The sequence below is a fragment of the Xanthomonas sp. D-36-1 genome (assembly GCF_017746155.1).
GTDB lineage: Bacteria > Pseudomonadota > Gammaproteobacteria > Xanthomonadales > Xanthomonadaceae > Xanthomonas > Xanthomonas cissicola.
This window is the reverse complement of sequence record NZ_JAGHWR010000008.1, coordinates 57,263-79,158: the sequence shown is the minus strand read 5'-3', so window position 1 is coordinate 79,158 and position 21,896 is coordinate 57,263. Positions and strand designations below refer to the sequence as shown.

Annotated in this window: 17 protein-coding genes; 5 read left to right on the top strand and 12 right to left on the bottom strand. The window is 65.9% G+C overall.

From position 1 onward, the window contains the following. Positions 1-44 precede the first annotated feature (44 nt). Positions 45-248 carry a hypothetical protein gene (locus tag J7367_RS02995; protein ID WP_003488570.1) on the top strand — a complete coding sequence of 68 codons (204 nt, stop codon included), beginning with the start codon at positions 45-47 and terminating at the stop codon, positions 246-248. 323 nt (positions 249-571) lie between these two features. On the opposite strand, the gene J7367_RS02990 is transcribed toward J7367_RS02995, so the two are convergent. Beyond that, positions 572-1,486, bottom strand: a complete 915-nt coding sequence (locus J7367_RS02990) for a LysR family transcriptional regulator (protein ID WP_057659941.1) — start codon at positions 1,484-1,486, stop codon at positions 572-574. Positions 1,487-1,587: 101 nt separating this feature from the next. On the opposite strand from J7367_RS02990, the gene J7367_RS02985 reads away from it, so the two are divergent. Together J7367_RS02985 and J7367_RS02980 are read left to right on the top strand one after the other, a co-directional pair. Next, positions 1,588-2,805, top strand: coding sequence for an MFS transporter (locus J7367_RS02985; RefSeq protein WP_057659939.1), 1,218 nt, complete (start codon positions 1,588-1,590; stop codon positions 2,803-2,805). 155 nt (positions 2,806-2,960) lie between these two features. Next, the gene (locus tag J7367_RS02980; RefSeq protein ID WP_057659937.1) at positions 2,961-3,992 is read left to right on the top strand and encodes an aldo/keto reductase; all 1,032 of its coding nucleotides are present in this window, start codon (positions 2,961-2,963) and stop codon (positions 3,990-3,992) included. 80 nt (positions 3,993-4,072) lie between these two features. Here J7367_RS02980 and J7367_RS02975 read toward each other — a convergent pair whose 3' ends face one another. From J7367_RS02975 to J7367_RS02950, 6 genes are all read right to left on the bottom strand, one after another. Next, positions 4,073-4,669: a hypothetical protein gene (locus J7367_RS02975; protein WP_057659936.1), complete on the bottom strand. Its 597-nt coding sequence runs from the start codon at positions 4,667-4,669 to the stop codon at positions 4,073-4,075. 1 nt (position 4,670) lies between these two features. Further along, a complete protein-coding gene (locus tag J7367_RS02970) occupies positions 4,671-6,491 on the bottom strand; it encodes a S8 family serine peptidase (RefSeq protein WP_057659933.1) in 1,821 nt (606 codons plus the stop codon). A gap of 108 nt (positions 6,492-6,599) precedes the next feature. After that, on the bottom strand, positions 6,600-7,208 hold the full coding sequence (locus J7367_RS02965; RefSeq protein ID WP_057659931.1) for a hypothetical protein: 609 nt from the start codon (positions 7,206-7,208) through the stop codon (positions 6,600-6,602). 1 nt (position 7,209) lies between these two features. Continuing rightward, positions 7,210-8,988 carry a S8 family peptidase gene (locus tag J7367_RS02960; protein WP_081027540.1) on the bottom strand — a complete coding sequence of 593 codons (1,779 nt, stop codon included), beginning with the start codon at positions 8,986-8,988 and terminating at the stop codon, positions 7,210-7,212. Between the two features lie 855 nt (positions 8,989-9,843). Further along, a complete protein-coding gene (locus tag J7367_RS02955) occupies positions 9,844-12,225 on the bottom strand; it encodes a TonB-dependent receptor (protein WP_057659927.1) in 2,382 nt (793 codons plus the stop codon). Between the two features lie 390 nt (positions 12,226-12,615). Beyond that, positions 12,616-14,679, bottom strand: coding sequence for a TonB-dependent receptor (locus tag J7367_RS02950; protein ID WP_057659925.1), 2,064 nt, complete (start codon positions 14,677-14,679; stop codon positions 12,616-12,618). Between the two features lie 162 nt (positions 14,680-14,841). On the opposite strand from J7367_RS02950, the gene J7367_RS02945 reads away from it, so the two are divergent. Continuing rightward, on the top strand, positions 14,842-15,258 hold the full coding sequence (locus J7367_RS02945; RefSeq protein WP_057659922.1) for a MerC domain-containing protein: 417 nt from the start codon (positions 14,842-14,844) through the stop codon (positions 15,256-15,258). Between the two features lie 295 nt (positions 15,259-15,553). After that, positions 15,554-15,736 carry a 30S ribosomal protein THX gene (locus J7367_RS02940; protein WP_008571876.1) on the top strand — a complete coding sequence of 61 codons (183 nt, stop codon included), beginning with the start codon at positions 15,554-15,556 and terminating at the stop codon, positions 15,734-15,736. A gap of 125 nt (positions 15,737-15,861) precedes the next feature. On the opposite strand, the gene J7367_RS02935 is transcribed toward J7367_RS02940, so the two are convergent. From J7367_RS02935 to J7367_RS02915, 5 genes are all read right to left on the bottom strand, one after another. Then, entirely contained in the window at positions 15,862-16,902 is a 1,041-nt protein-coding gene (locus J7367_RS02935; RefSeq protein WP_017158554.1) for a zinc-dependent alcohol dehydrogenase family protein, read from the bottom strand. Positions 16,903-16,974: 72 nt separating this feature from the next. Next, entirely contained in the window at positions 16,975-18,360 is a 1,386-nt protein-coding gene (locus J7367_RS02930) for a chloride channel protein (RefSeq protein ID WP_057659920.1), read from the bottom strand. A 177-nt stretch (positions 18,361-18,537) separates the two neighbouring features. After that, the gene (locus J7367_RS02925; RefSeq protein WP_057659917.1) at positions 18,538-19,836 is read right to left on the bottom strand and encodes an ectonucleotide pyrophosphatase/phosphodiesterase; all 1,299 of its coding nucleotides are present in this window, start codon (positions 19,834-19,836) and stop codon (positions 18,538-18,540) included. A 36-nt stretch (positions 19,837-19,872) separates the two neighbouring features. Further along, positions 19,873-20,418 (bottom strand): methylated-DNA--[protein]-cysteine S-methyltransferase, encoded by a 546-nt coding sequence (locus J7367_RS02920; protein ID WP_057659916.1) that lies wholly within the window; start codon positions 20,416-20,418, stop codon positions 19,873-19,875. Further along, positions 20,415-21,878: a DNA-3-methyladenine glycosylase 2 gene (locus tag J7367_RS02915; RefSeq protein ID WP_057659914.1), complete on the bottom strand. Its 1,464-nt coding sequence runs from the start codon at positions 21,876-21,878 to the stop codon at positions 20,415-20,417. The genes J7367_RS02920 and J7367_RS02915 overlap by 4 nt, the downstream gene beginning before the upstream one ends. Positions 21,879-21,896: the final 18 nt, after the last annotated feature.

Below are 21,896 nucleotides of genomic sequence, written 5' to 3'. Positions count from 1 at the left end.
GGCCGGCCGTATCATGGCGAGGTCTCTCGCATCCGCCTGCTGCCATGCCCGCAAAACGTTCCAGCTTTCCAACGCCGACCAGCCCCGCCGAGTGGAAGCGGCTCCAAGCCGCTGCCGCCACCGAATTGGCACGGCGCACCGCGCAGGCGCATCTGCAGATCCTGGGGCTGCTGCGGACGCATGGACATCTATTGAGCGCCGCGCAGCGGCGTAGCCTGCACAAACGCCTGCTGCGCGGCGGGCGTTGATCCGGGGCAGCGATTGCCTCGGCGGTTGCGCACGCAGCCGGCCTCAGCGTGTGGTCGTGCACGGTGAGGCCGAGAGCCGATGTAACAGCTGGCCAGCCCGTCATGCGGCCGAAGGCTGCGCGTTCGGGCTGCCAGCCAGTCGCGCAGTGGGCGCGCATGAGACGCCGCGTACAACTCATCGATGCCGTCGTTTCCAATGATGGCTGGCATGCCGCAGACCTCGACGTCCCCCGGCGTGCAGCACAGGCACGCGCGTTTGGCTGCGGGGCCATCCGCACGGCAACCGCCGATGCCGGCCGGTCCCATGCGCGCGGCAGCGGGCGCTATGTCGCCAGTTCCCACGGCGGCTGCTCGCCTAGCCGCTCCTGCAGGAAATCCACGAACGCGCGCACGCGCGGCGGTTGCAACCGCCGCGCCGGCATCACTGCGCTGATCTGCGAGGCCGGTGGCGGGTAATCGGGCATGACTTGGACCAGGCGGCCGCTGCGCAATTCGTCGGCGATGTGCCAATACGAATGCACCGCGATGCCCTGGCCGGCGACCACGGCGTCGCGCACCAGTTCGCCGAAGTTGCTTTCGAAGCGGCTCTGCATGCGCACGCGCACCAGCCCGCCGTCGGGCGTTTGCAGTGTCCACACGTCCTGGCGGCCGTCACGGCCCATCAGCAACACGCCGGCGTGCTGCGCAAGTTCGTCCGGCGTGCGCGGTGTGCCGTGACGCTGAAGGTAGGCGGGCGAGGCCGCCAGGGTACGGCGGTTGTCGGCGATACGCCGGGCCACCAGCCCGGAGTCCTCCAGTGGGCCGATCCGGATCGCCAGATCGAAGCCCTGTTTGACCAGGTCCACCAGGTCGTCGCTGAGGTGCGCGCTGATGCGCAGGCGCGGATGGCGGGCCTGGAATTCCGGCAGCAGCGGCGACACGTATTGCCGCCCGAACGAGGCGGACAGGGTCATGCGCAGCACGCCGCCCACATCGTGCGCGCTTTCGCGCAGATCCTCGGCCAGCGCGTCCAGATCTTCCACCAGTACGCGGCCACGTTCGGCCAGCCGCTGCCCCTCGGCAGTGGGATGCAGGCGGCGCGTGGTCCGGTGCAGCAGGCGCACGCCCAGCTCGCGTTCCAGGCGCTTGAGACGCTGGCTGGCCACCGCCACCGACAGATCCAGGCTGCGCGCGCCCGCGGTGATCGAGCCCAGGTCGAGCACGCGCAGGAACAGGGCAATATCGCCAAGACGGTCCATTGCGATTCTCAATGATTGATTGAAAGTGAATCAGCATAGCAGGGGTCATCGCGGGTAAACGTAGGGCGCAGGCTATGCGCAGTCTTCCCTGGCCCATGCCCATGTCCAACCTCACCTCTGCGCGTTCGTCGCGCTTTCCGCCGGCGTTGCTGGCACTGACCATCGGTGCCTTCGGCATTGGCACGACCGAATTCGTGATCATGGGGCTGCTGCAGCAGGTGGCCGCGGATCTGGGCGTTTCGCTCAGCGCGGCGGGCCTGTTGATCAGCGGTTACGCGCTGGGTGTGTTCGTCGGTGCGCCGGTGCTGACCCTGGCCAGCGCACGCCTGCCGCGCAAGGCGGTGCTGGTCGGGTTGATGCTGATCTTCACGGTCGGCAACGTGGCGTGCGCGCTGGCGCCGGACTACACCAGCCTGATGGTCGCGCGGGTGCTGACGTCGCTGGCCCACGGCACGTTCTTCGGCGTCGGCGCCGTGGTGGCGACCTCGCTGGTGCCGGCCGAACGCCGTGCGTCGGCCATCTCGCTGATGTTCGCCGGACTGACCGTGGCCACCTTGCTCGGCGTGCCGGCCGGTGCCTGGCTGGGTCTGCAACTGGGTTGGCGTGCGACCTTCTGGGCGGTGGCTGCGATCGGCGTGCTGGCCACTGCCGCGGTCGCGGTGTGGGTGCCGGCCGCGGCAGGTGCTGCCACGCCGGTGTCGTGGCGGCAGGAAGTGGCGGTGTTGCAGCGGGGGCAGGTGCTGCTGGCGCTGGCGATCACGGTGGTGGGCTACGCCGGCGAGTTCGCAGTGTTCACCTACATCCAGCCGCTGCTGCTGCAGGTCACCGGCTTTGCGCAATCGGCGGTGTCGCCGGTGCTGCTGGTGTTCGGCATGGGCATGATCGTCGGCAATCTGCTCGGTGGGCGGCTGGCGGACCGTCGTCCCACCGCGGCCCTGCTGGGCAGCCTGGCGGCCCTGGTGGTCGTGCTGGGCGCACTGGGATGTGTCCTGCACAGCAAGGCCGCCATGGTGACCTTGGTCGGGCTACTGGGTGTGGCTGCTTTCGCCACCGTGGCGCCACTGCAGTTGCGCGTGCTGGAACACGCACGCGGCGCCGGCCAGAACCTGGCCTCCAGCCTCAATATCGCCGCCTTCAACCTGGGCAATGCGCTGGGCGCATGGCTGGGTGGTGTGGTGATCGCCACCCAGGCGGGCCTGGTCGCAACGCCTTGGGTGGCCGCGCTGTTGAGTGCCATCGGGCTGGGTATCGTGCTGTGGAGCGTGCAGTTGCAACGCCGCCGCGCGGCTGCGCCATTGGCCTGTACACAGATGGGGTGAGTTGATTGCCCGCTGGTCATTGGCCACGTGGCGCAGTGCGCGTCAGGCGGCTCTCGATGTGCATAAACGCTGGTTTCGCCATCAACACTCCACAGGCGCTAGCGGCCGACGATAACGCAGCGCATCTCCCATTCAACGTTGCAAGGACTTCTTCGATGGAAACCCGTCTACTCGGCCGTTCCGGTTTCAAGGTGCCCGTGCTTGGCCTGGGTGCCGGCACGTTCGGCGGCAAGGGGCCGCTGTTTTCTGCATGGGGCGACACCGATGTGGCGCAGGCGCGGCGCATGGTCGAGGTGTGTTTGGAAGCAGGGCTCAACCTGTTCGATACCGCCGATGTGTATTCCGATGGTGCGTCCGAAGACATCCTTGGCCAGGCGCTGCAAGGCCGCCGCGATCAGGTGATTGTTTCGACCAAGACCGGCCTGCGCCTGGGCGATGGCCCCAACGATGCCGGCGCGTCGCGCTTCCGTTTGCTGCGTGCGGTGGAGGCATCGTTGCGACGCTTGCGCACCGACTACATCGATCTGCTGCAGCTGCACGCGTTCGATGCCATGACGCCGATGGAAGAAACCCTGTCCACGCTGGATGACCTGGTGCGCGCGGGCAAGGTGCGCTATCTGGGCGCGTCCAATTATTCCGGGTGGCAGTTGATGAAGTCGCAGGCGGTCGCCGATGCGCACGGCTGGAGCCGCTTCGTCGCCAACCAGACGTATTACTCGCTGGCCGGGCGCGACTACGAGTGGGAGCTGATGCCGCTGGGTATCGACCAAGGCATCGGGGCGGTGGTGTGGAGCCCGCTCGGTTGGGGGCGGCTGACCGGCAAGCTGCGGCGTGGCCAGCCATTGCCGCACCACAGCCGTCTGCATGCCACCGCCGCGGCCGGCCCGGCGATCGACGATGCGCGCTTGTTCGACATCGTCGATGCACTCGATGCCGTTGCCGCAGAGACCGGCCGCAGCGTGCCGCAGATCGCCATCAACTCGCTGCTGCAGCGGCCGACCGTGAGCACAGTGCTGATTGGCGCACGCAACGAAGCGCAACTGCGCGAAAACCTCGGTGCGGTGGGTTGGTCGTTGACTCACGACCAGCGTGCCCGCCTGGATCAGGCCAGCGCAGTGGAGCCGCCGTACCCGTACTACCCCTATTGGCGCGGGCAGTTCGCAGAGCGCAGCCCGCTGCCGCTGTAGGGCGGGCTGCGCCAAACGCGCCACGCGGCAACCCAATGCAGCGTGGCGCGCATGATTGCCGCGGTGCTAGTGCAGTTGCATCACAATGGCCGTGCCGCCGGAACGATCACTTCCGGCTTGATCGCTCCCACGCCGTTGCTGCCTTGCAGCTGGCGGCAATTGTCCAATGCCGTCATCGCCGAGGCGTAGCCGATCATCGCGCTGCCGTCGGTAGCGGAGGCATAGATCAGCCTGCCGCCCGTACGCGCAGCCAGTGCGCGGGCGATGGCTGGCGTGGTATCGAACAATTTGATCGAAGCACCGAGCAATGCCGGCTGGCCGCTACGCGTTTCCAGCGCGGCAACGACGCTCGCCGATGCTGCGCTGCGCGTGGTGCGCGCAACCGCGTCCGCGGCGCCGCTGGTGTCGAGGTAGATCGCGTAGCGATCGACGCGGGCAACCGGTGCCTTCGTGCTGGTTTGCGTGCTTCTTGGCGATTGCGTGGACGCAGTGCCGCGCGTGGCCTCGGCCAGCTGTACCACCGCTGCTGGCATCAGCCGGAAACTGGCGCGGTCCACCACAACGGTTTGTCCGGTTGCGGCAGCACGCAGGCGGGCGCGATCGAACACCTGTGCCGAGGCAGGTGCAGACATGCTGGCGGCAACGACGCACAACAGTGCGATCAGAGAAGTTTTCATGTCAGTGGCCCACCACGCGCATTTCGAATTCCTGCAGTTGTTGCTTGCCGTTGTCGGCGAGCATGTCGTCCACCTCCAATGTCCAGCGACCGGCTGACGCTTCGTCCAGGAACGCATTGCTGGAGGTCAGGAAGACCACGAAGCCATCGCCCGGATCGAGCGTGGAAAACGGCGTCATCACGGTGCTGCGGGTGCCGCTGGGCGAGACCAGCACGGCGCGCAACTGACGAGGATTCTTGTGCGTCCCTGCGAAGTACAGCTGGACGCCTTCCACCTTGAAGGACTGCTTGATGTCGATCGCCAATCGCGCTGGCGAGCTGATACCGCCGATGGTGCTGCTTTTTCCGTCATAGACGGTCCACTCGGTGTCTTGCATTGCAGGCAGCGGAGTGAAATGCACCGCACGCTCCACCGCCGCGGCTGCATCCACCAAGCCGAAGCCATACCAATTGCTGAAATGGTGGCCGGCCGCGTTGGTGATCCAGGCGGGCTCGATCACGGCGTCCTTGTAGAACGCCTTGGCTTGATGAGGATCGACCTGTACCGCCGTCGTTGCCAGGATGTATTTGACATCGCGCAGTGTCAGCTGCGGGTTGGCGCTCAGCATCAGCGCCGCGACGCCTGCAACTGTCGGCGCGGAGGCAGAGGTGCCATTCATGCGTGCGCTGTAGTTGCACGAGGCATCGATTTTCGAGTGGCTGGTATCCAGCGCGTTCTGCGGCGCGCGCGTGCGGTCGCGATTATTGCCTGCCGCGCAACCGCTCAGATCGGTGGTGACGATCGCCGGTGAGAAGAATGGCTGCGGACCCTGCGCAGCGAGCAGTGTATAGAGCGGGCTGAACGTCTCAGGGTGCGGATCGAAGCGACGCTGGAAGCCAAATTCGCCGGACAGCCCGGACACCCACAATGCCGATCCGGGCGATGAGTAGCTCGCGCGTACGCCGTTGGCATTGACTGCACCGACCACAATCATGGTGGTCAGGCTGTTGAGGTTGTCGATATTGGCGCTGCTGCAGGCGACACCGAGCTGCCGGGTCTGGTCGCTGCAGCGATCGATCAGCGTGCCCTGTGCATCCACATCGAGCAGCGTATTGAAATCGTTGCCAGCTGCCTTGACGTAGATGCCGCCCTTGCCGCCACGCTGGGCACGCATCATTTTTTCCAGGGAGCGCTGCTCGTCGAGATCGCTGAATGGATAGACCGCTGTCGAGATGCCGAAGCTGTTGTTGAACACGTCCATCGCACGGGCTTCCGGGCCATCGCCCCAGGAGTAGCGGATGTCGACGTATTGCTTGCTGCCGTCATTCTCGGAAATTGCGTTGAAGCCAGCCACATTCGCCTCCGGCGCGACGCCACGTCCACCCAGGCCATTCCATCCACGTGCGGCGATGATGCCGGCGACCGCGGTGCCGTGGTCATTGTCGATTTCATCCGCAGGCGGCGTCGGATCGTTGGAACCATTCAAGAAGTTGTGCGAGCCGCCGGCAACGATGTTGTCGACCAGATCCTCGTGCGCAATCTCAAGCCCGCCATCGATGACCGCCACCTTGACTCCAGCGCCACGGATGCCGAGCGTATGCAGGATGTCCACATCCAGATCGACTCCTGGCCGTGGACGTTGGTCGCCGAACACCGGCTGGCCTTGATTGAGCAGATGCCATTGGTAGCGGAACAACGGGTCGCTGGTTTGGTTTGTGTTCTGCGTCGTCCTGGTCGGCGCATCGACCCCGTTTGCTGCAGCAGCGGCTGTCAGCGAGAAGGGGCCCAGCGCCAGCAGGCAGGCGCAAGACAGCGGCAATCGCCGCGGGAGAGAGGTTGTCATGGCATGGTATCGGTCATGGTGGTGTACGCAGATGCAGGTGTCGGCCAGACCGGCCGGCCTGCTGCCCGCCGTGGAACGGCCGCAGGGGTCAGCCTGCGGCCGGTGTATTTACATCGGTTGCATGACCGCCTGCATGACCACCAGCGCCGCCTGCGCGACAACGCTGCTGCGCTGCAGGCCGGGTAGTGCACGCTGGGCGCTTTCCACAGATGCATAGGTGATCACTGCGCTGCCGTCTACCGTCGAGGTGTACGCAATGGTCCCGCCGGTGCTGGCCGCCAGCGATGTCGCCGTGGCCGGCGTCGTGCCGGTGAGTTTCACCTGCGGGTTGACCAGCACGACACGACCGTTGCGCTCATTGACCGCAGCGGCGATGGGGCGTTCGGTGTTGGTGGCGAGACTGCGCGCAGCACCTGCAGGCGCATCCAGTACCACCGCATACGGCCCGATACGCGCGGCGACCTTGTCGTTGGGGGCCACTGCACCTGTACTGCCGGCTTTGGCTGCCGATCGCTGCGCTGATGCTGCGTTCCGTGGCGGCATGTGCTCGCTCACCACCGTGCCCGGCAGCATGCGGAACGTGTCCGCTCCGGAGGTGAAACGCACGCCGGTCGCTGCCGCACGCAGGGCATTGGCGTCCATGTATTGCACTGCCTGGGCAGCACCGGTTGCGGCCATGGACAGCGTCAACACGCAAGCAAGAATGATCGGTTTCATATCAGTGCCCCACGATGCGAAGTTTGAAAGCGTTGAGTGCGACAGTGCTCCTGGGGTCGCTCATGTCGGTGACTTCCAGAGTCCAGATGCCGCGCGATTTTTCGTCCAGGAACGCATTGCTGGAGGTCAGGTCGATGTAGAACCCCGTCTGCGCATAAGCAGCCGGATCCAGGACGGAAAACGGCGTGGCGACCACGCTGCGCGTCCCGCTCGGCGACACCAGCACCACACGCAGGTTGGACGGCGTCTTGTGCGCCGACTGCAGCGACAGCTGCACCGCTTCCACCTTCATGGCCTGCTGCACCCGGATGCGCAGCTTGCCCGGTCGCGCCGGGCCACCGATCTGGCTGGCCACGTCGGTGGAGCTGACCCACTGGGTGTCGCGCATGGGCGGCAGCGGCGTGAAATAGCGCGCCTTGTAGACCGCGGCCGCGGCATCGGCCAGGCCGAAACCGTACCAGTTGCTGAAACGGTGCCCGGCTGCGTTGGTGATCCAACCCGGATCGATCACGCTGCCCTGGTAGACCACCCGCGGCTGGTACGGATCGATCTGGCGCGCGGTGGTCGCAAGAATATATTTGACGTCGCGTGCGCTCAGGCTCGTATTGGCACTGAGGATCAACGCAGCCACGCCAGACACGGTGGGCGCTGCAGCCGAGGTGCCATTCATGATCGCGTTGTAGTTGCACGACGCATCGATCTTCGAGTTGCTGCCATCCAATGCGTTGTAGACCACGTCGGGAGCTTCGACGTTCTCGCCCGCTGCGCAGCCGCTGAGATCGGTGGTGACGATCGCCGGGTCGTAGGCATAAGGCGCCGGATCCGGGGCAAAGGTCGACGCTGCGTTGGGATAGAACTTGCGTTGAAAGCCGAACTCGCCACCAAGGCCGGAGACCCACAACGCAGAGCCTGTGGACGAATACGAGGCATGGGTGCCCTTTGCATTCAGACTGGCCACGACGATGGTCCCGGGCAGATTTGCCAACGGGTCGATGTTGGCCAGCGAGCAGCCGACTTTCAATTCACGCGATTGTGCGCTGCAGATATTGACGGGGTTTCCGTTCTCGTCGGGCGCAAGGAACCGCTGGAAGCTATTGCCTGCAGATTTGACATAAATGCCGCCAAGGCCTCCACGTGTCGACCCCATCAATGCTTGCCAGGTGCGCTGGTCTTCCAGAGGAAAATCCAAATAGAACGGGGCAGCCGCCCCCCAGCTGTTGTTGAAGACATCGATATTGCGCGCCTCCGGACCATCGCCCCATGCATACCGGACGCTGGCACCAGTATTCGAAGAATCGCGTGCAAGAAAGTCGAATCCTGCCAGTTGCACTTCTGGCGCCACGCCGCGTCCGCCGCGGCCATTCCAACCCACCGCACCGATGATGCCGGCCACGGACGTGCCGTGACCGTTGCGCGGGTCGATCGGCGTGGTGTCGTGCGAGCCGTCGCCGAAATTGTGCGACCCGTTCGGCAGGATGTTGTCTGCCAGATCTTCATGGCCCAATTCGAGCCCAGTGTCTATTACGCCGACCCGCACGCCGCGTCCGCGAATGCCCAGGGCATGCAGGATGTCGACATCCATGTCCACGCCGGCGACCGGACGGCTGTCGCCGATCACGGCCTGCCCCTGATTGGAGAGATGCCACTGGTACCGCAGCAACGGGTCGTTGCCATTGGCCTTGGCCGTGGCGCTGGTAGTGGCCGGGGTGGTGGCAGCCGCTGCCTGCGCGGCAGCAAGTACCGACAGTGGTGTGCTGCCGGCGAGGAGGGCAACGATCAACAGCGCGAGAGGTCGCCTGCGAAAAGAGTTCATTCCGTCTGATTCCAGTCAAAGGGTGGGCGCCGTCGAAGTGACACAGTCCTCCGTCAGGCCAACCGCGCGATCGGCCCTTGCAACTGCTCCACTCCACGAAAGCTCGCGCCTGTGAAGCCGGTGTTGGTGGAGCCGGAAGGAGGAATGCGAGTGAAGGAACCGGCAGATGCCAGCCGGGTCCGGAAAGCCCCTCAGCCAACGTAACCTGCAAGCGGAGTTGCACCGCAGGCAGTCAGATGCCACGTGTCGATGCCCGGGGTGCGACATCGATGCAAAGAAGCAGCGACAAGCGCCATGTGCGTTTATCCCAGTTGAGTCACAAAAGCGCATTTGCGCCGATGCAAAGCTGCTGTCAGGTCCTGCGTCGGCTCCCCTGTGCGTGTCGACGCAGCCGATGTTGTCGATGCGTCTGCACCAACAACGCCTGGATTACAAAGGGGGACAGCATTGCCTGCAAGGCATGCACACGGCGAGATATTCGTGACACATCGCGCAATTTACGACGGGCGTGTCGGGTGATGCGTTGCATGCGAAGTTCTGCCGACGAAATTTGCAGAAAAACTTGGCGGGGGCGGTCATTTCGATCGAAATAAGCGATCACGATGCGTCGTTGTGCTTCGCATGCGAGCTGTTCGCCTCCGCCCCGTCATCACCGGGTTGCAGCGGCCGTCGCGCGTGGGAAAACGCATGGGTGCCGCAACGCCTGGCAACGCCGGTTTTGGTCCGGGCATGCCAGCGTCGCGAGACTGCGCATCGAGGCATGCGCTAGCGAGGTCCCGCGCAGCAGTCTCCGCTGCTGCGCGGCTCAGGTGTGGCGGCGGACTACCAGCGGTACGCCACCGAGAGTTGGTACTGCCGCCCGGCGATGGGGCGGCCCATGAAGACACCACCGGTGGCTGCGCCAGGCACGCGCACGTTGCCTTCGGTCAGGCCCAGCGTGTTGGTGACGTTGCTGCCGCTGGCCGTCACTTCCCAATGTTCGCCCACATGCAGGTTGGCGCCGATGTCCAGCATGTCGTACGCGGGCAGGCGCTGGCTGTTGGCCAGGTCTGCAAAGCGCTCGCCGATGTACGAATAGGTGGCAAACACCTTGAGGTCGCCGAACGGCAGCATCCAGTAATAGCTGGGCGTGATGCGGAACTGGCGCTTGGGTTGGCGCATCACCCGGTTGCCGGTGAACTCGCGATAGTTGCGATATTTCGCATCCAGCCATACCCCGGTGCCAGCCAGCTCGAACCCGCCGAACGGCCGGATCGCACCCTCCACTTCCAGGCCACGTGCGCGCGAATCGCCCACAGCGGTGAAGTTCTCGCCATTGGCCAGGAATGCCTGGAACGGCGAGTTCTTGAAGGTGTTGTAGAACGCGGTGAGATACAGGTCGTAGACGCTTGTGCCGGACTTCAAACCCAGCTCGTATTGATCCACATCCTGCACGCGGTTCTGCCCATCGCGCAGGTTGTCGAAGCCGGGAAACTTCACCCCGGAGTTGACCCGCGCAAACAGGCTGTTGTTCTGGTCCAGCGTGAAGTTCAGGCCAGCTGTCCACGAGAACGCTTCATCGTCCTGATCGATGCGCCGGGTGGTCGCCAATGCCAGCGAGGTGGCGTTGTCGTACAACGTGGCCGGGTTGCCATCCAGATCCACGGTCGTGGTGTCGTGCACATCGCCGGTGACGCTCTGGCGCTCGTAGCGTGCGCCCAGGTCCAGGCGCAGGCGTTCGCTCAGCTCCCATTCGTCGGCCACGAAGGCGGCGATGTTTTCGCCGTCGTACTTGGCGCGCAGGTTCAAGAACGCGGTACTGGTGAACCCCTGGCGCGTGGCCTGGCGGCCATCGTCCAACGTTACATCGATGCGGCGTGCGTTGTTTTGCGCGGTGAGCAGCATGGTGTTGCCCAGGTACCAGGTATCGGCAGACGAATACTTGGCGTAGTACGCGCCCACGGTGAGCGTATTGCCGGCAAACAGCTCGCGGCTCAGACGCAGGTCGTTGGTAAAGGAATTCAGGCGCTTGTCCACCGACCACCAACCGGCTTCGAGCACCTGCTGGTTCGGATCCACCGTACCCCCGCCATTGGTGTAGCTGGCGCTGCCGCCGCTGCCGTAACCGGCAATGAAATCGCCCAGGCGCTGTGGCGCATCGCCGGTAAAGAGCGCGTAGGTCGGCGCGCTGCCGCTGATCACGTTGAAGCGGTCGGCAACGGTCCAGCCGCCGCTTTCCCAGTTCCATTCGCCGCCGAACACGTCGATGTTGACGCCGCGCCCGTCGGCCAGATCGCGCCGCAACGTCTGGCCATCGGGCCCGACCAACAGCTCCACATTGCGGAAGTCGCGGCCGAGCAGGGTGCCGGTCTGCGCGTTCAAGCCGGGGAAACTGGAAAGATCGTTGCCGTTGTTGCGCGAGAGCAACGGAATCGCGGTGTAGAACGCGTTGTTATCGTCGGTGTGGCGTGCGTAGAACGACAGCTCGCCGCTGTCCCAGCGCTTGCTCAACGTGGCGCTGAACTGGCCGCCCTTGTCGGCGGAGAACTGCGGGTCGCGCACGCCGTCGGTTTTGCGAAAAAAGCCGCCCACGCTGTAGTACCAACCATTGCCCATCGGCCCGCTGTTGAACACATCGATGCGGCGCAAGGCGTTGTTGCCGCCGGTCAGGCGCACGCTGCCTTCGGGTTCGTCCTGGCCTTTTTTCTGGATGAAATTGACGGTCAGGCCGGACTGGCCGTTGGAGAAGATCGGACTGGAGCCGCCGCGCAGCACTTCCATGCGTTCGACAGTGTCATCGACACGGAACAGCGTGGAATTCTCCAGGAACGACAAGGTCGGCGGTGGAAACAGCGGTGAGCCATCCAGTTGCATGGTCACGAACGGCGCATCGCCTTCCGATGGCATGCCGCGCACGAAGATGTTGGCACCGGTGCCGCCACCGCTGGGCTCTGCCCACACGCCGGGCACGATCTTGAGCAGGTCGGCGGTGCTTTGCGGCACCGCCTGCTGAATCTGTTCCGGGCTGGCCGTGGTGATCGAAAAGCTGGCATCGCGCTTGGCCAGGCCCTTGAAGCGCGCGGTGCCGCTGACGATGACCGCATCCAGCGTCGTGGCCTCTTGATTGGCTGCTGCGGGCGTGGCGGTTTGCGTGCGGCCATCGGGTGCCAACAGCGCGGCAGCGACGGCGAGCGAGAGGGTGTAGCGGGGCGATGAAAAACGCATGCGCAAGGCTCCTTGTGTAGGTGCGAGAACGCTGCCGAGCCATGCGGCGGTGTGCAGGCATCGGCAGCCAGTGCACGCGCGCGCCCGCGCTATTGCGTCGCGTGCGCCCCCTGTCAGCGCAGTGCTAATGAAGTTTTAACCCCAGATGCGCCGCAGCCTGTTGTGCGACGCAGCAGCATGCGGCAGCGTTTTCTGTTGGGAACACGGCGGTACTTGCTTGCAGCGCGACGGTGCCCCCGTCCTGTGCGCCATGCAGCTCCGCACGATGGCGAACGCGACTGCAGCCCCGGTGCAGCGCGCTGCCGTATGCGCCGACCGGTCGGCAACGCCCATAAAAAAGGCCGCCCGAAGGCGGCCTTCCTTCCAGTCAGCAGGGGAGAGAGTCTGCTGTCAGAAGAACAGGCGCACGCCGAACGAGGCGCTGCGGCCAGGAAGCATCACATCGTCCTTGAGGAAGGAGGTGTGCACGCGTGCGTCCTGGTTGGTGAGGTTATTGCCGTCCAGGAACACTTCCCACGCCGTGCTGCCATGGTCCACGTGATACGCCAGGTGTGCATCGACGAAGGTGTAGCCGTCGGTCGGCGTTTCGTTCACTGCCACCTTGTCCTGCTTCATGGTGCGTGTGGCACCGACCGATGCGCGCCACTGCTGCGCATCCCAGCGCAGCTGCGCACCGAAGCGGCCCGGCGCGATCCGCGGCAGGTTGCCGCCATCGTTCAGGCGCGCACGTACGGTATCGCCGAACACGCGCAGGTCCCACGCACCGTTCTGGTTGTTGGCCAGGTGGAAGGTGGCCTCGCCTTCGAAACCGTGGAAGATCGCGTCGGCCTGCGTCCACTGGCGAATCGGCAGGAAGTCGTTGTCTTCTTCGTTGAACCACTGGCCGCCGGTGTCGACGATGTAGATGAAGTCGTTGTAGCGGTTGTAGTACGCCGCCACCTTGGCATCCACCCATGTGTTCTGGAAATTCAATCCCAGCTCGGCCTGGTTGGCCTTCTCGGTCTTCAGATCGGCGCCGCCGATCTCGAAGGCCAGGGTGGCGATGTGCGGGCCGTTGGCGAACAGTTCTTCCTCGGCCGGCGCGCGTTCGGCGTGGTCCAGGTTGGCGGTCAGGCGCCACTGCTCGTTGAAGCGGAAACCGCCGCTGGCCGAGAAGCTGGTCGGCGTGAAATCGCGGTCCACGCCGATATCGGTCTGGTACTTGACCTTGTCCACGCGCGCGCCGACTTCGGCGGTGACGCGCTCCCAACTGTTGCGTGCGACGGCGAAGGCGCCGAGCGAGCGGGTATCGGTCTTGGGCACGAAGGATTCTTCGCCGATCGCCTGGAAGGTGCTGTCGCTGCCCTGCAGGCCGAATGCGGTCTGCCAGCCGCTGCCAAACGTGAACGAGGCTTCCACGCGGCCTTCGTTGGCCCGCTTGGTGAACACGGTGCCGACTTCGGCGCCTTCGAATTCGGTATGCGCGTAATCGGTATGGCCGAAGCTGTAGCGCAGTGCGCTGCCGTCGCCCCACGGATCGGTCAGCCCGCCCTTGAGGTCGTAGCGGTCCTGCTGCAGTTTCAGCGACACGCCGCGCTCGCCGATGGACGGGTCGCCCGGTTCGCCCGGGTTGCCGTAGTTGTCGCGGAAACGCGATGCCGACAGGCCGACAAAACCCCAGTCGCCGGACAGCGATGCACCGATCGAGCCCACCTTGGAATCGATCCAGCTGTTGAGCTGGCGGCCCTTCGGCGTGTCGTAGTCGTTCTGGTTGCGATACACACCATCGGCATGGATCGACAGGCCGCTGCCATTACCGGCATCGACGCGGAACATGTCGGTGTTGCCGTCCTTGTCGCCGCCGTCGAAGCGCGCTTCGGCGCGCCCGCTGAAGCCGTCCACGGGAGTCTCGGCGATGCGCCCATCGACCACGTTGACCACGCCGCCGATGGCGCCGGAGCCGTACAACAGGGTGGACGGACCCTTCAGCACTTCGATTTGGTTGGCCAGGAACGGCTCGATCGCCGGGGAATGGTCCTGGCTGACGGTGGACACGTCCTGGGTGGACAGGCCGTCGCGCAGCACTGCAACGCGCGGGCCGTCCAGGCCGCGGATGATCGGACGGCCCACGCCGGGCCCGAAGTTGGAGCTCTGCACGCCCGGCAGGCTGGCCACGGTTTCGCCCAGGCTGGAACTGCGCACCTCGTCCAGGCGCTCGCCGGCCAGCACTTCCACCGGGCGGCTCAATTCACCGGCCGCATCGCGCAACGGGCTGGCGGTGACCACCACCTTGTCCAGATCCTTGATATGGCGCCCACTGGAGGGGCTGGCATCGTGGCGGGTGTCCGAATTGGGCGGGGTCTGCCCATCGGCAGCGACCGGAGCGTCCTCGGCCATGGCCAGGGCAGGGGTCAGCAGGCTGGCCAGGGCCAGCGAGAGCGCGGAACGGTGGAACGAGGGTGCAAATGGGGGCATGGTGGGCCGGACTCTGTAATTGTTACTGTGTATCAGTGGTAAGGCGCAGCTTGCCTGCTGCGCCGGCGGCGAGCCCGCATGGCTGCGCGATGCACTGATGCGGGGCTGGAACAGTAAGATGTTATATTATTCCACGTCGCCGCGAGTACCCTGCTGGACGTCATGCCTCTACCATCCCTTCGCCATCTTCTTGACCGCTTCGGCGCAACCGGCTCGCTGCTGTGCGCCGTGCACTGTGCGGTATTGCCACTGGTGCTGGCGCTGGCACCGTCGCTGGGCCTGTCGGTCTGGCTGGGCGACGGGGTGGAACGGGCCATCGTGGTGTTCGTGACGCTGCTGGGCCTGTTCAGCCTGGTGCTGGGGTATCGCCGGCATAAAGCGCTGCATGCGCTGGCGTTGCTGCTGCCCGGTCTGGGGTTGCTGTGGCTGGGCCTGCTGTACGACCCGCTCCATCATTCGGTGGTGCCGCATGCGGTGGTGATGACGCTGGGTGGCGCCCTGGTCGGTATCGCCCACCTGGTCAATCTGCGCCTGAATCACGGGCATGGGCATGTGCACGACGCCAGCTGCGCGCACTAAGCACCGCTACCGCTGCAGCGATGGCCCTTGGGCCGAGGGCTGCACGCAGAATCGAGACCTGCCGTTCGTCCATTCGGGCCGCTCTACGGCGTTCGCCTGATCACAGCGCGGCGCGCACAACGCACGCGGTGCGCCGCAGGCAGCCAGCTCGGCAGGGCGGCCAGGCGCTGCCCAGCTACGCGCGCCGGGGGCCGCCGTGATAGGCTTGTCGGCCTTGCGCGAGGGCGCCGCCGGTGAAACCTCGCCAGACCTGTGCCAGCACGGGAATTTGTATTCACATTCAGGAGTCGACGAAATGGGTAAGGGTGACCGTAAGACCGCCAAGGGCAAGCGCTACAACGCCAGCTACGGCAATTCGCGTTCGCACGCGGTGAGCAAGGTTGTCGTGGGTGCAGCTGCCCCGGTTGCCAAGAAGGGCGTGGTCAAGGCCCCGGCCAAGAAGGCCGTCGCCAAGAAGACTGTCGCCAAGGCCGGCTGATCCCAGCCAGCTTCGCGACACCAGAACGCGGCGCTTGCGCCGCGTTTTTCGTTTTGCAGGCGGTCGTTACGCTCCCGGCCCATCAACGTGCGCCCATATGCGCAGGATGCCGGCGGCGATCTGCGCTAGAAGCGATCAATGACGCTGATGCCGAGGTCGCGCATGGCGTCCATGCCGGTCAGCACCGCAATGGCCTCGTCCAGGTCCACCCGTTTCCCGATGAGCCGTTGTGGTGCGATCTTCCCGGCCTGGATCATCTCCAACATCGCATCGTACCGCCACGCCTGCATCCCGTGGCTGCCGTAGATCTCCAGTTCGTGGCCGATCACCTGCGCCATCGGGATCCTGGGCGTGGCGTGTTCGCCCAGCATCAGTCCCACCTGGACATGACGGCCGCGCCGCCGCAGGTTGCTGATGGAGTTGAAACAGGTCGCGGGGCTGCCGAGCGCATCGATGGAAACATGCGCGCCGCCCTTGGTGATCTCGCGAATCGCCTCCACCGTGTCGGCCGCTTTCGACGCGTTGACCGTTGCGACCGCGCCGCATTCAACGGCGAACGCCAGCTTGTCGTCGAAGATGTCCACTGCAATCACCTGCGCCCCCAGTGCCGCTGCGATCATCACTGCCGAAAGCCCGACGCCGCCGCAGCCATGTACCACGACCCATTCGCCAGGGCCGGTTCTGGCCTGATCGACCACGGCCCGAAACGAGGTGGCAAACCGGCATCCCAGGCTTGCCGCCGTCGCACTGTCGATGCTGTCCGGCAGTCTAACCAGATTCGTTTCGGCAAAGTCGATCGCGACATATTCGGCGAACGATCCCCATGCGGTGAAGCCGGGCTGGAACTGGTTCGAGCACACTTGCTGATGGCCGCCGTGGCACTGCGCACAGCGCCCGCACCCGGACACGAAGGGCACGGTGACCCTGGTGCCGATCGCAAAGCCCGAGATGTGTTTTCCCAAGGCGACCACTTCGCCGGCGAACTCATGTCCCGGCACGTGCGGCAATGCAATGTCCGGATCGTGCCCCATCCAGCCGTGCCAATCGCTGCGGCAGATGCCAGTGGCCGCCACTTTGATCACCACCCCGTCATCGGTTGGCGTCGGGTCCGGGAGCTGCAGAATTTTCGGAACATGTTCGAAACGCTCGAACTGCATTGCACGCATACATAACCTCAGGAAGCAGCACAACGAAGAGGGGATCTACCGCGCTGCACCGCTGGCGAGCGTTGCGGCAGCTTAGGTTCGTGGCGAGGCGTCGTCCTGGCTGCTGTTTCCGGCCAATGTCTGGGACTGCGACGTTGACGCATGCTCTGCAGCGGGCGCCGGCACCGGCAGCAATTGCTCGGCCAAGCCACGATAGATCGGCGTCTTGCAGACCAGCCCGGAGACTGCGCGCGCGATCAGCACGGTGGCCAGGATCGGCAGCAGCATCTGGCCGGTGTCGGTGAGTTCCAGCGAAATCACCGCCGAGGTCAGCGGCGCCTGGGTCACGCCGGTGAGATAGGCGCACATGCCCAACAGCACGAAGGTGCGCGGGTCCACGCTGGGCATCAGCACCGAGAGGTTGTGGCCGATGCCGGCACCCACTGCCAGCGCCGGCGAAAACAGTCCGCCCGGAATGCCGGCCAGATACGAGACCAGGTTGGCGATGAGTTTCATCAAGCCGAACTCGTGGCCGACCACCGCATGCCCCTGCACCAGGCTGCGCGCCTGTTCGTAGCCGGTGCCGAAGGCGCCTTGCCCGAACACCAGCGCCAGCCCGACCAGGGCAACGCCGCACAACGCGGCCAGCAGCACCGGATGCCGTTGGCGCAGCGCGCCCAACCAGCGCGGTTTGCCGCTGACGCTGGCCAGCACCATCCGCGCGAAAAGGCCGCCAAGTAACCCGGCCACGCTGCCGCACAAGGCGATCGCCAGCCAGGCCTGGCCCAACGGCAAGGCCACCGCCACTTTGCCGAAATAGGTGTAGTTGCCCAGCAGGCCTAATGACACCACTCCGCCGACGATCACCGCGGTGAGCAAGGTGCCGGAAAAGCGGTGCTCGAAACGCCCGCTCAGTTCTTCGATCGCAAACACCACGCCCGCCAGCGGGGTGTTGAACGCAGCCGCGATGCCGGCGGCGCCGCCGGCGAGCAGAAAATGCGAGAGCTCGCGTGGGTCGCGAAAACCGAACCAGCGCCCGAACACATGCATCAGGCTGGCGCCGACATGCACGGTGGGTCCTTCGCGTCCCACCGATGCGCCGCCGAGCAGCGACAAGGTGGTCAGCGCGAGCTTGCCAACCGATACGCGCAACGAGAGGTTGCTGTCGCGAAACGCCGGGTCCGGGTGCTCCAGCGCGGCGATCACCTGCGGGATGCCGCTGCCGCGCGTGGGCCGCAGCGCACCGGAGGTGAGCCAAGCGAGCAGGGCGAAGATGCCCGGCGTCAGCAGCAATGCCCACCAGATCGAGTGTGCGGTAATGCGTTGAAAGAGATGAAAAGCCGCGTCGCTGGCCTTGGCGAACACGATCGCCACCAGCGCCACCGCAATGGCGCCGCCCCACAGCGCAGCGCGACGACGCCAGCCTTCGCTGGACAACAGCGGCCGCGAGCGATGCGGCGGGGGATTGGAACCGGACATTGCGTCATTGTCGCACTGCCGGGCCGCAGCGGTGTCTACAGCGATCCGCATTTTTGCGCGCTCGCCAACACGCGCTGCGCGGTGGCGAGGTGGAGCGGGATCTTCCCTGCGTGCGCATTGTCGGCGTTGATGCGGCCCGCTTACGCACCGCGGCGGCGTTGCGGATGCCGGTCGCGATTACCGGGCGTCGGCTGCCGGCGGCATGCGCAGGGCCGGCAGCAAGGTTGCCGGGTTGCCATCGTTGGGTGCGGCCGCAATCCCCAGCAGCCGGATCATCAGCGCATAGACATCCACGTTGTCGAAGCCTGGCAGTGTCTTGCCCTGCGCCAGATCCGGGCCTTGCGCCAGGAACACCGCGCGCATCGACGGCAATGCCGGATCGAAACCGTGCGAGCCACGCATGCCTTGCCGCGCGCGCTTGGCAAGCTTGTCCGGGAAGAGCGCATCCCAGCCTTCGTGCATTTGGCAGACGATCGACGGAATGCGCGGGTGGCTGCCGTACTGCCAGCGTGCCGGCAGCTCGGCCTTGCGCCAGCAGTCGTAGTGGTCGTGCGCGCCAAGCACGCTGGCCTCGGCAGCGGCCTGTTGCCCGGGCAGTGGCTCCAAACCGATCACCTGGCCATCGGTGATTGCGGTGGCGATCTGCGGCGGCGCGATGTCTTCCACGCTGATCGCATGCCCTGGCGCCACCTCGGCCATGCCATGGTCGGAGACCACGATGATGTTGGTGCGCGCACGCGTGCCATCGCGTTGCATGCCTGTCAGCAGCCGGCCGATGGCCGCATCCACCGCGCGCACGGCGTCGGCGTATTCGCGCGATTCCGGGCCGTGGTCGTGGCCGGCTTCGTCCACGTGTTCGAAGTACAGCGTGACCAGGCGATTGCGCTGGGCACCGTCGGTTTTTAGCCAGCCCCGCACTGCGTCCACGCGCGTGTCCAGGCGCACGCCTTTTTGGTAATGGCGCCATTGCGACGGGCGCACGCCCTTGATCGCCGCCTCGCTGCCTGGCCACGACCAGGTGGCCGCATGCTGGCCCGATTTTTCTACGCCCACCCACACCGGTTCGCCGCCCCACCAGCGCGCATCGCCCACCGCGTCGGACTTGCTCAACCAGAATCTCCCAAGCGTCGGGTCGCGCATGCTGTTGTGCACGATGCCGTGGTGGTCCGGGCGCAGCCCAGTGACCAGGGTGTAGTGATTGGGGAAGGTCAGCGACGGATACGAGGGCGTCATCCAGCGCGCACGTACGCCTTCGCGTGCCAGTTGCGACAGGTTCGGCGTGATGCCGCGATCGAGCATGTCCGCGCGCAGGCCGTCGATGGAGATCAGCAGCAATGCGTGCGGGATGCTGGCCGATGCGGTAGTCGCCGCTGCAGTCGGCAACTGCGTGGGCGCGCTGCGCGCAGATGGGGGGCTGCTACAGGCCGCAAGCAAGGCAAGCGCCGCTGCGGCAACTCCAAAACGTCGGTCGATCATGGCGTAAGTTTACGGCGCAGCGATGACTCCGCGAAGTCAGCCAGTGCGCGCTGCCGAGGCAGGTGCGAACAGATCGTCGGCGCGCGCGGCGCTGCGCGGCGACCAGCCTTCCAGCTGCAACAACGCCTGCTTGGTCGGCAGGCCGCCGCCGAAGCCGGTCAACGCACCATTGGCGCCGATCACGCGATGGCAGGGCAGCACGATCGGCAGCGGGTTGCGTCCGTTGGCAGCGCCCACCGCGCGACTGGCGGCCGGCTTGCCGACTGCCTGCGCTAGTTGCGCATAACTCCAGGTCTGCCCGAACGGAATCTGCGCCAGCGTGCGCCAGACCATCAGCTGAAACGGTGTGCCGACTGGCGCCAGCGGCAGATCGAAACTGCGTCGCCCGCCATGCAGGTAATCGAGCAATTGTTCGCGTGCTTGTCGCACCAGCGGCGCATCGGGGGCGCGCAACCAGCGCGCACGGCCGATGGCGTCGTAGCGGTTCTGCGCAAACAGGATGTGGTGCACGCCGGTGTCGTCGGCGGCCACGCTGAGCGCGCCGATCGGCGAGGGAAAGGTGTCGTAGTGCAGTGTGCTCATGCGCGGGTGTCCTTGCGGTCGTTGGCCAGATGCCACAGGTGCAGCACGGCGTAGGCGCGCCACGGTCGCCATGCCTGCGAACGGGCGTCGGTGGCGCGTTCGCTCAGGCGCTCGGGTGCGCCGAGCACCTGCTGCAGGATCAAATCGCCAGCAGGGAACGCATCCGGATGCGACAACGCGCGCATGGCCACGTAATGCGCGGTCCATGGGCCGATCCCTGGCAAGGCGGTGAAGGCGGCGATGAAGTCGGGCAGGCGCTGTCCGGCGCCGAAGTGCAGCCGGCCTTGCGCGCAGGCCGATGCCAGCGCACGCAGCGTGGCGGCACGCGCACGCGGCAGCCCGAGCTGTTCCAGCGGCGCGTCGGCCAACTGTTCGGGCGTGGGGAAACTGCGATCCAGTCCGGGGGGCATGTCGGCATGCTGGCCGCCGTGGCGGTCGACCAGCCGCGCTGCCAGCGTTGCCGCGCCGGCCACGCTGATCTGCTGCCCCAGTACCGCACGCACCGCCACTTCGAAGCCGTCCCAGCCACCGGGCACGCGCAGGCCGGGTCGGCGTGCGATTGCCTCGGCCAGCAGGGGTTCCGGCGCGAGCGTGGCGTGCACGGCCTGCAGGTCTGCATCCAGATCGAACAGCCGGCGCACGCGCCGCACGATCTGCGGAACCTGGCGCGGGTCGGTGGCGCCGATGCGCAGCAGCAGTTCCGGGCGCTGCGGTGCCGCGCTGACCTCGATCACGCTGGCCTTGCCCGGCGCGCCGATCACGCGCCGGTAACCGTTGGCGTCGACCTGCTCGATGCCCGGAATCGCGCGGCGCTGCAGGAAGGCCAGCATCGCCGGCAGATCCAGCGGCGGGCGATAGCCCAGGCGCAATGTCAGTTCGCCGCCCGGCACCTCGGCACGCTGCTTGCGCAGTGCAGAGGGCGGCATGCCGCAGCCCTGCAGGAAGGCCGCATTGAAGCGGCGCAGGCTGTTGAAGCCGGCTGCGAGCGCGACCTCGGTGACCGGCAGGGCGGTTTCGGTCAGCAGTTGCTTGGCCAGCAGCAGCCGATGCGTGCCGTGCACCTGGATCGGCGTGGCACCCAGCTGCTGCACGAATTGCCGCTGCAGCTGGCGCGCGCTCACGCCCACCGCATCGGCCAGCGTCTGCACCGGCTGCGCCTGCAGCGCGCCGTCGGCAATCATCGCCAGCGCACGCTGCACGCTTTCTTCGCCAAGATGCTGCTGCGCCTGCGGCGACAGCTCCGGCCGGCAGCGCAGACATGGCCGGTAGCCGGCGGCGCTGGCCGCCGCGGCAGTGGGGTAGTAACTGATATTGGACGGATTCGGCGGCGGCGCCGGACACACCGGGCGGCAATAGATGCCGGTGCTGCGCACGGCGGTGAAAAACAGCCCGTCGAAGCGTGCATCGCGTGCCAGCCGGGCGCGGTCGCATTGGGTTCGGTCGGGCGTTGCGGTCTGCATGTCGCCAGTCTATGCGCT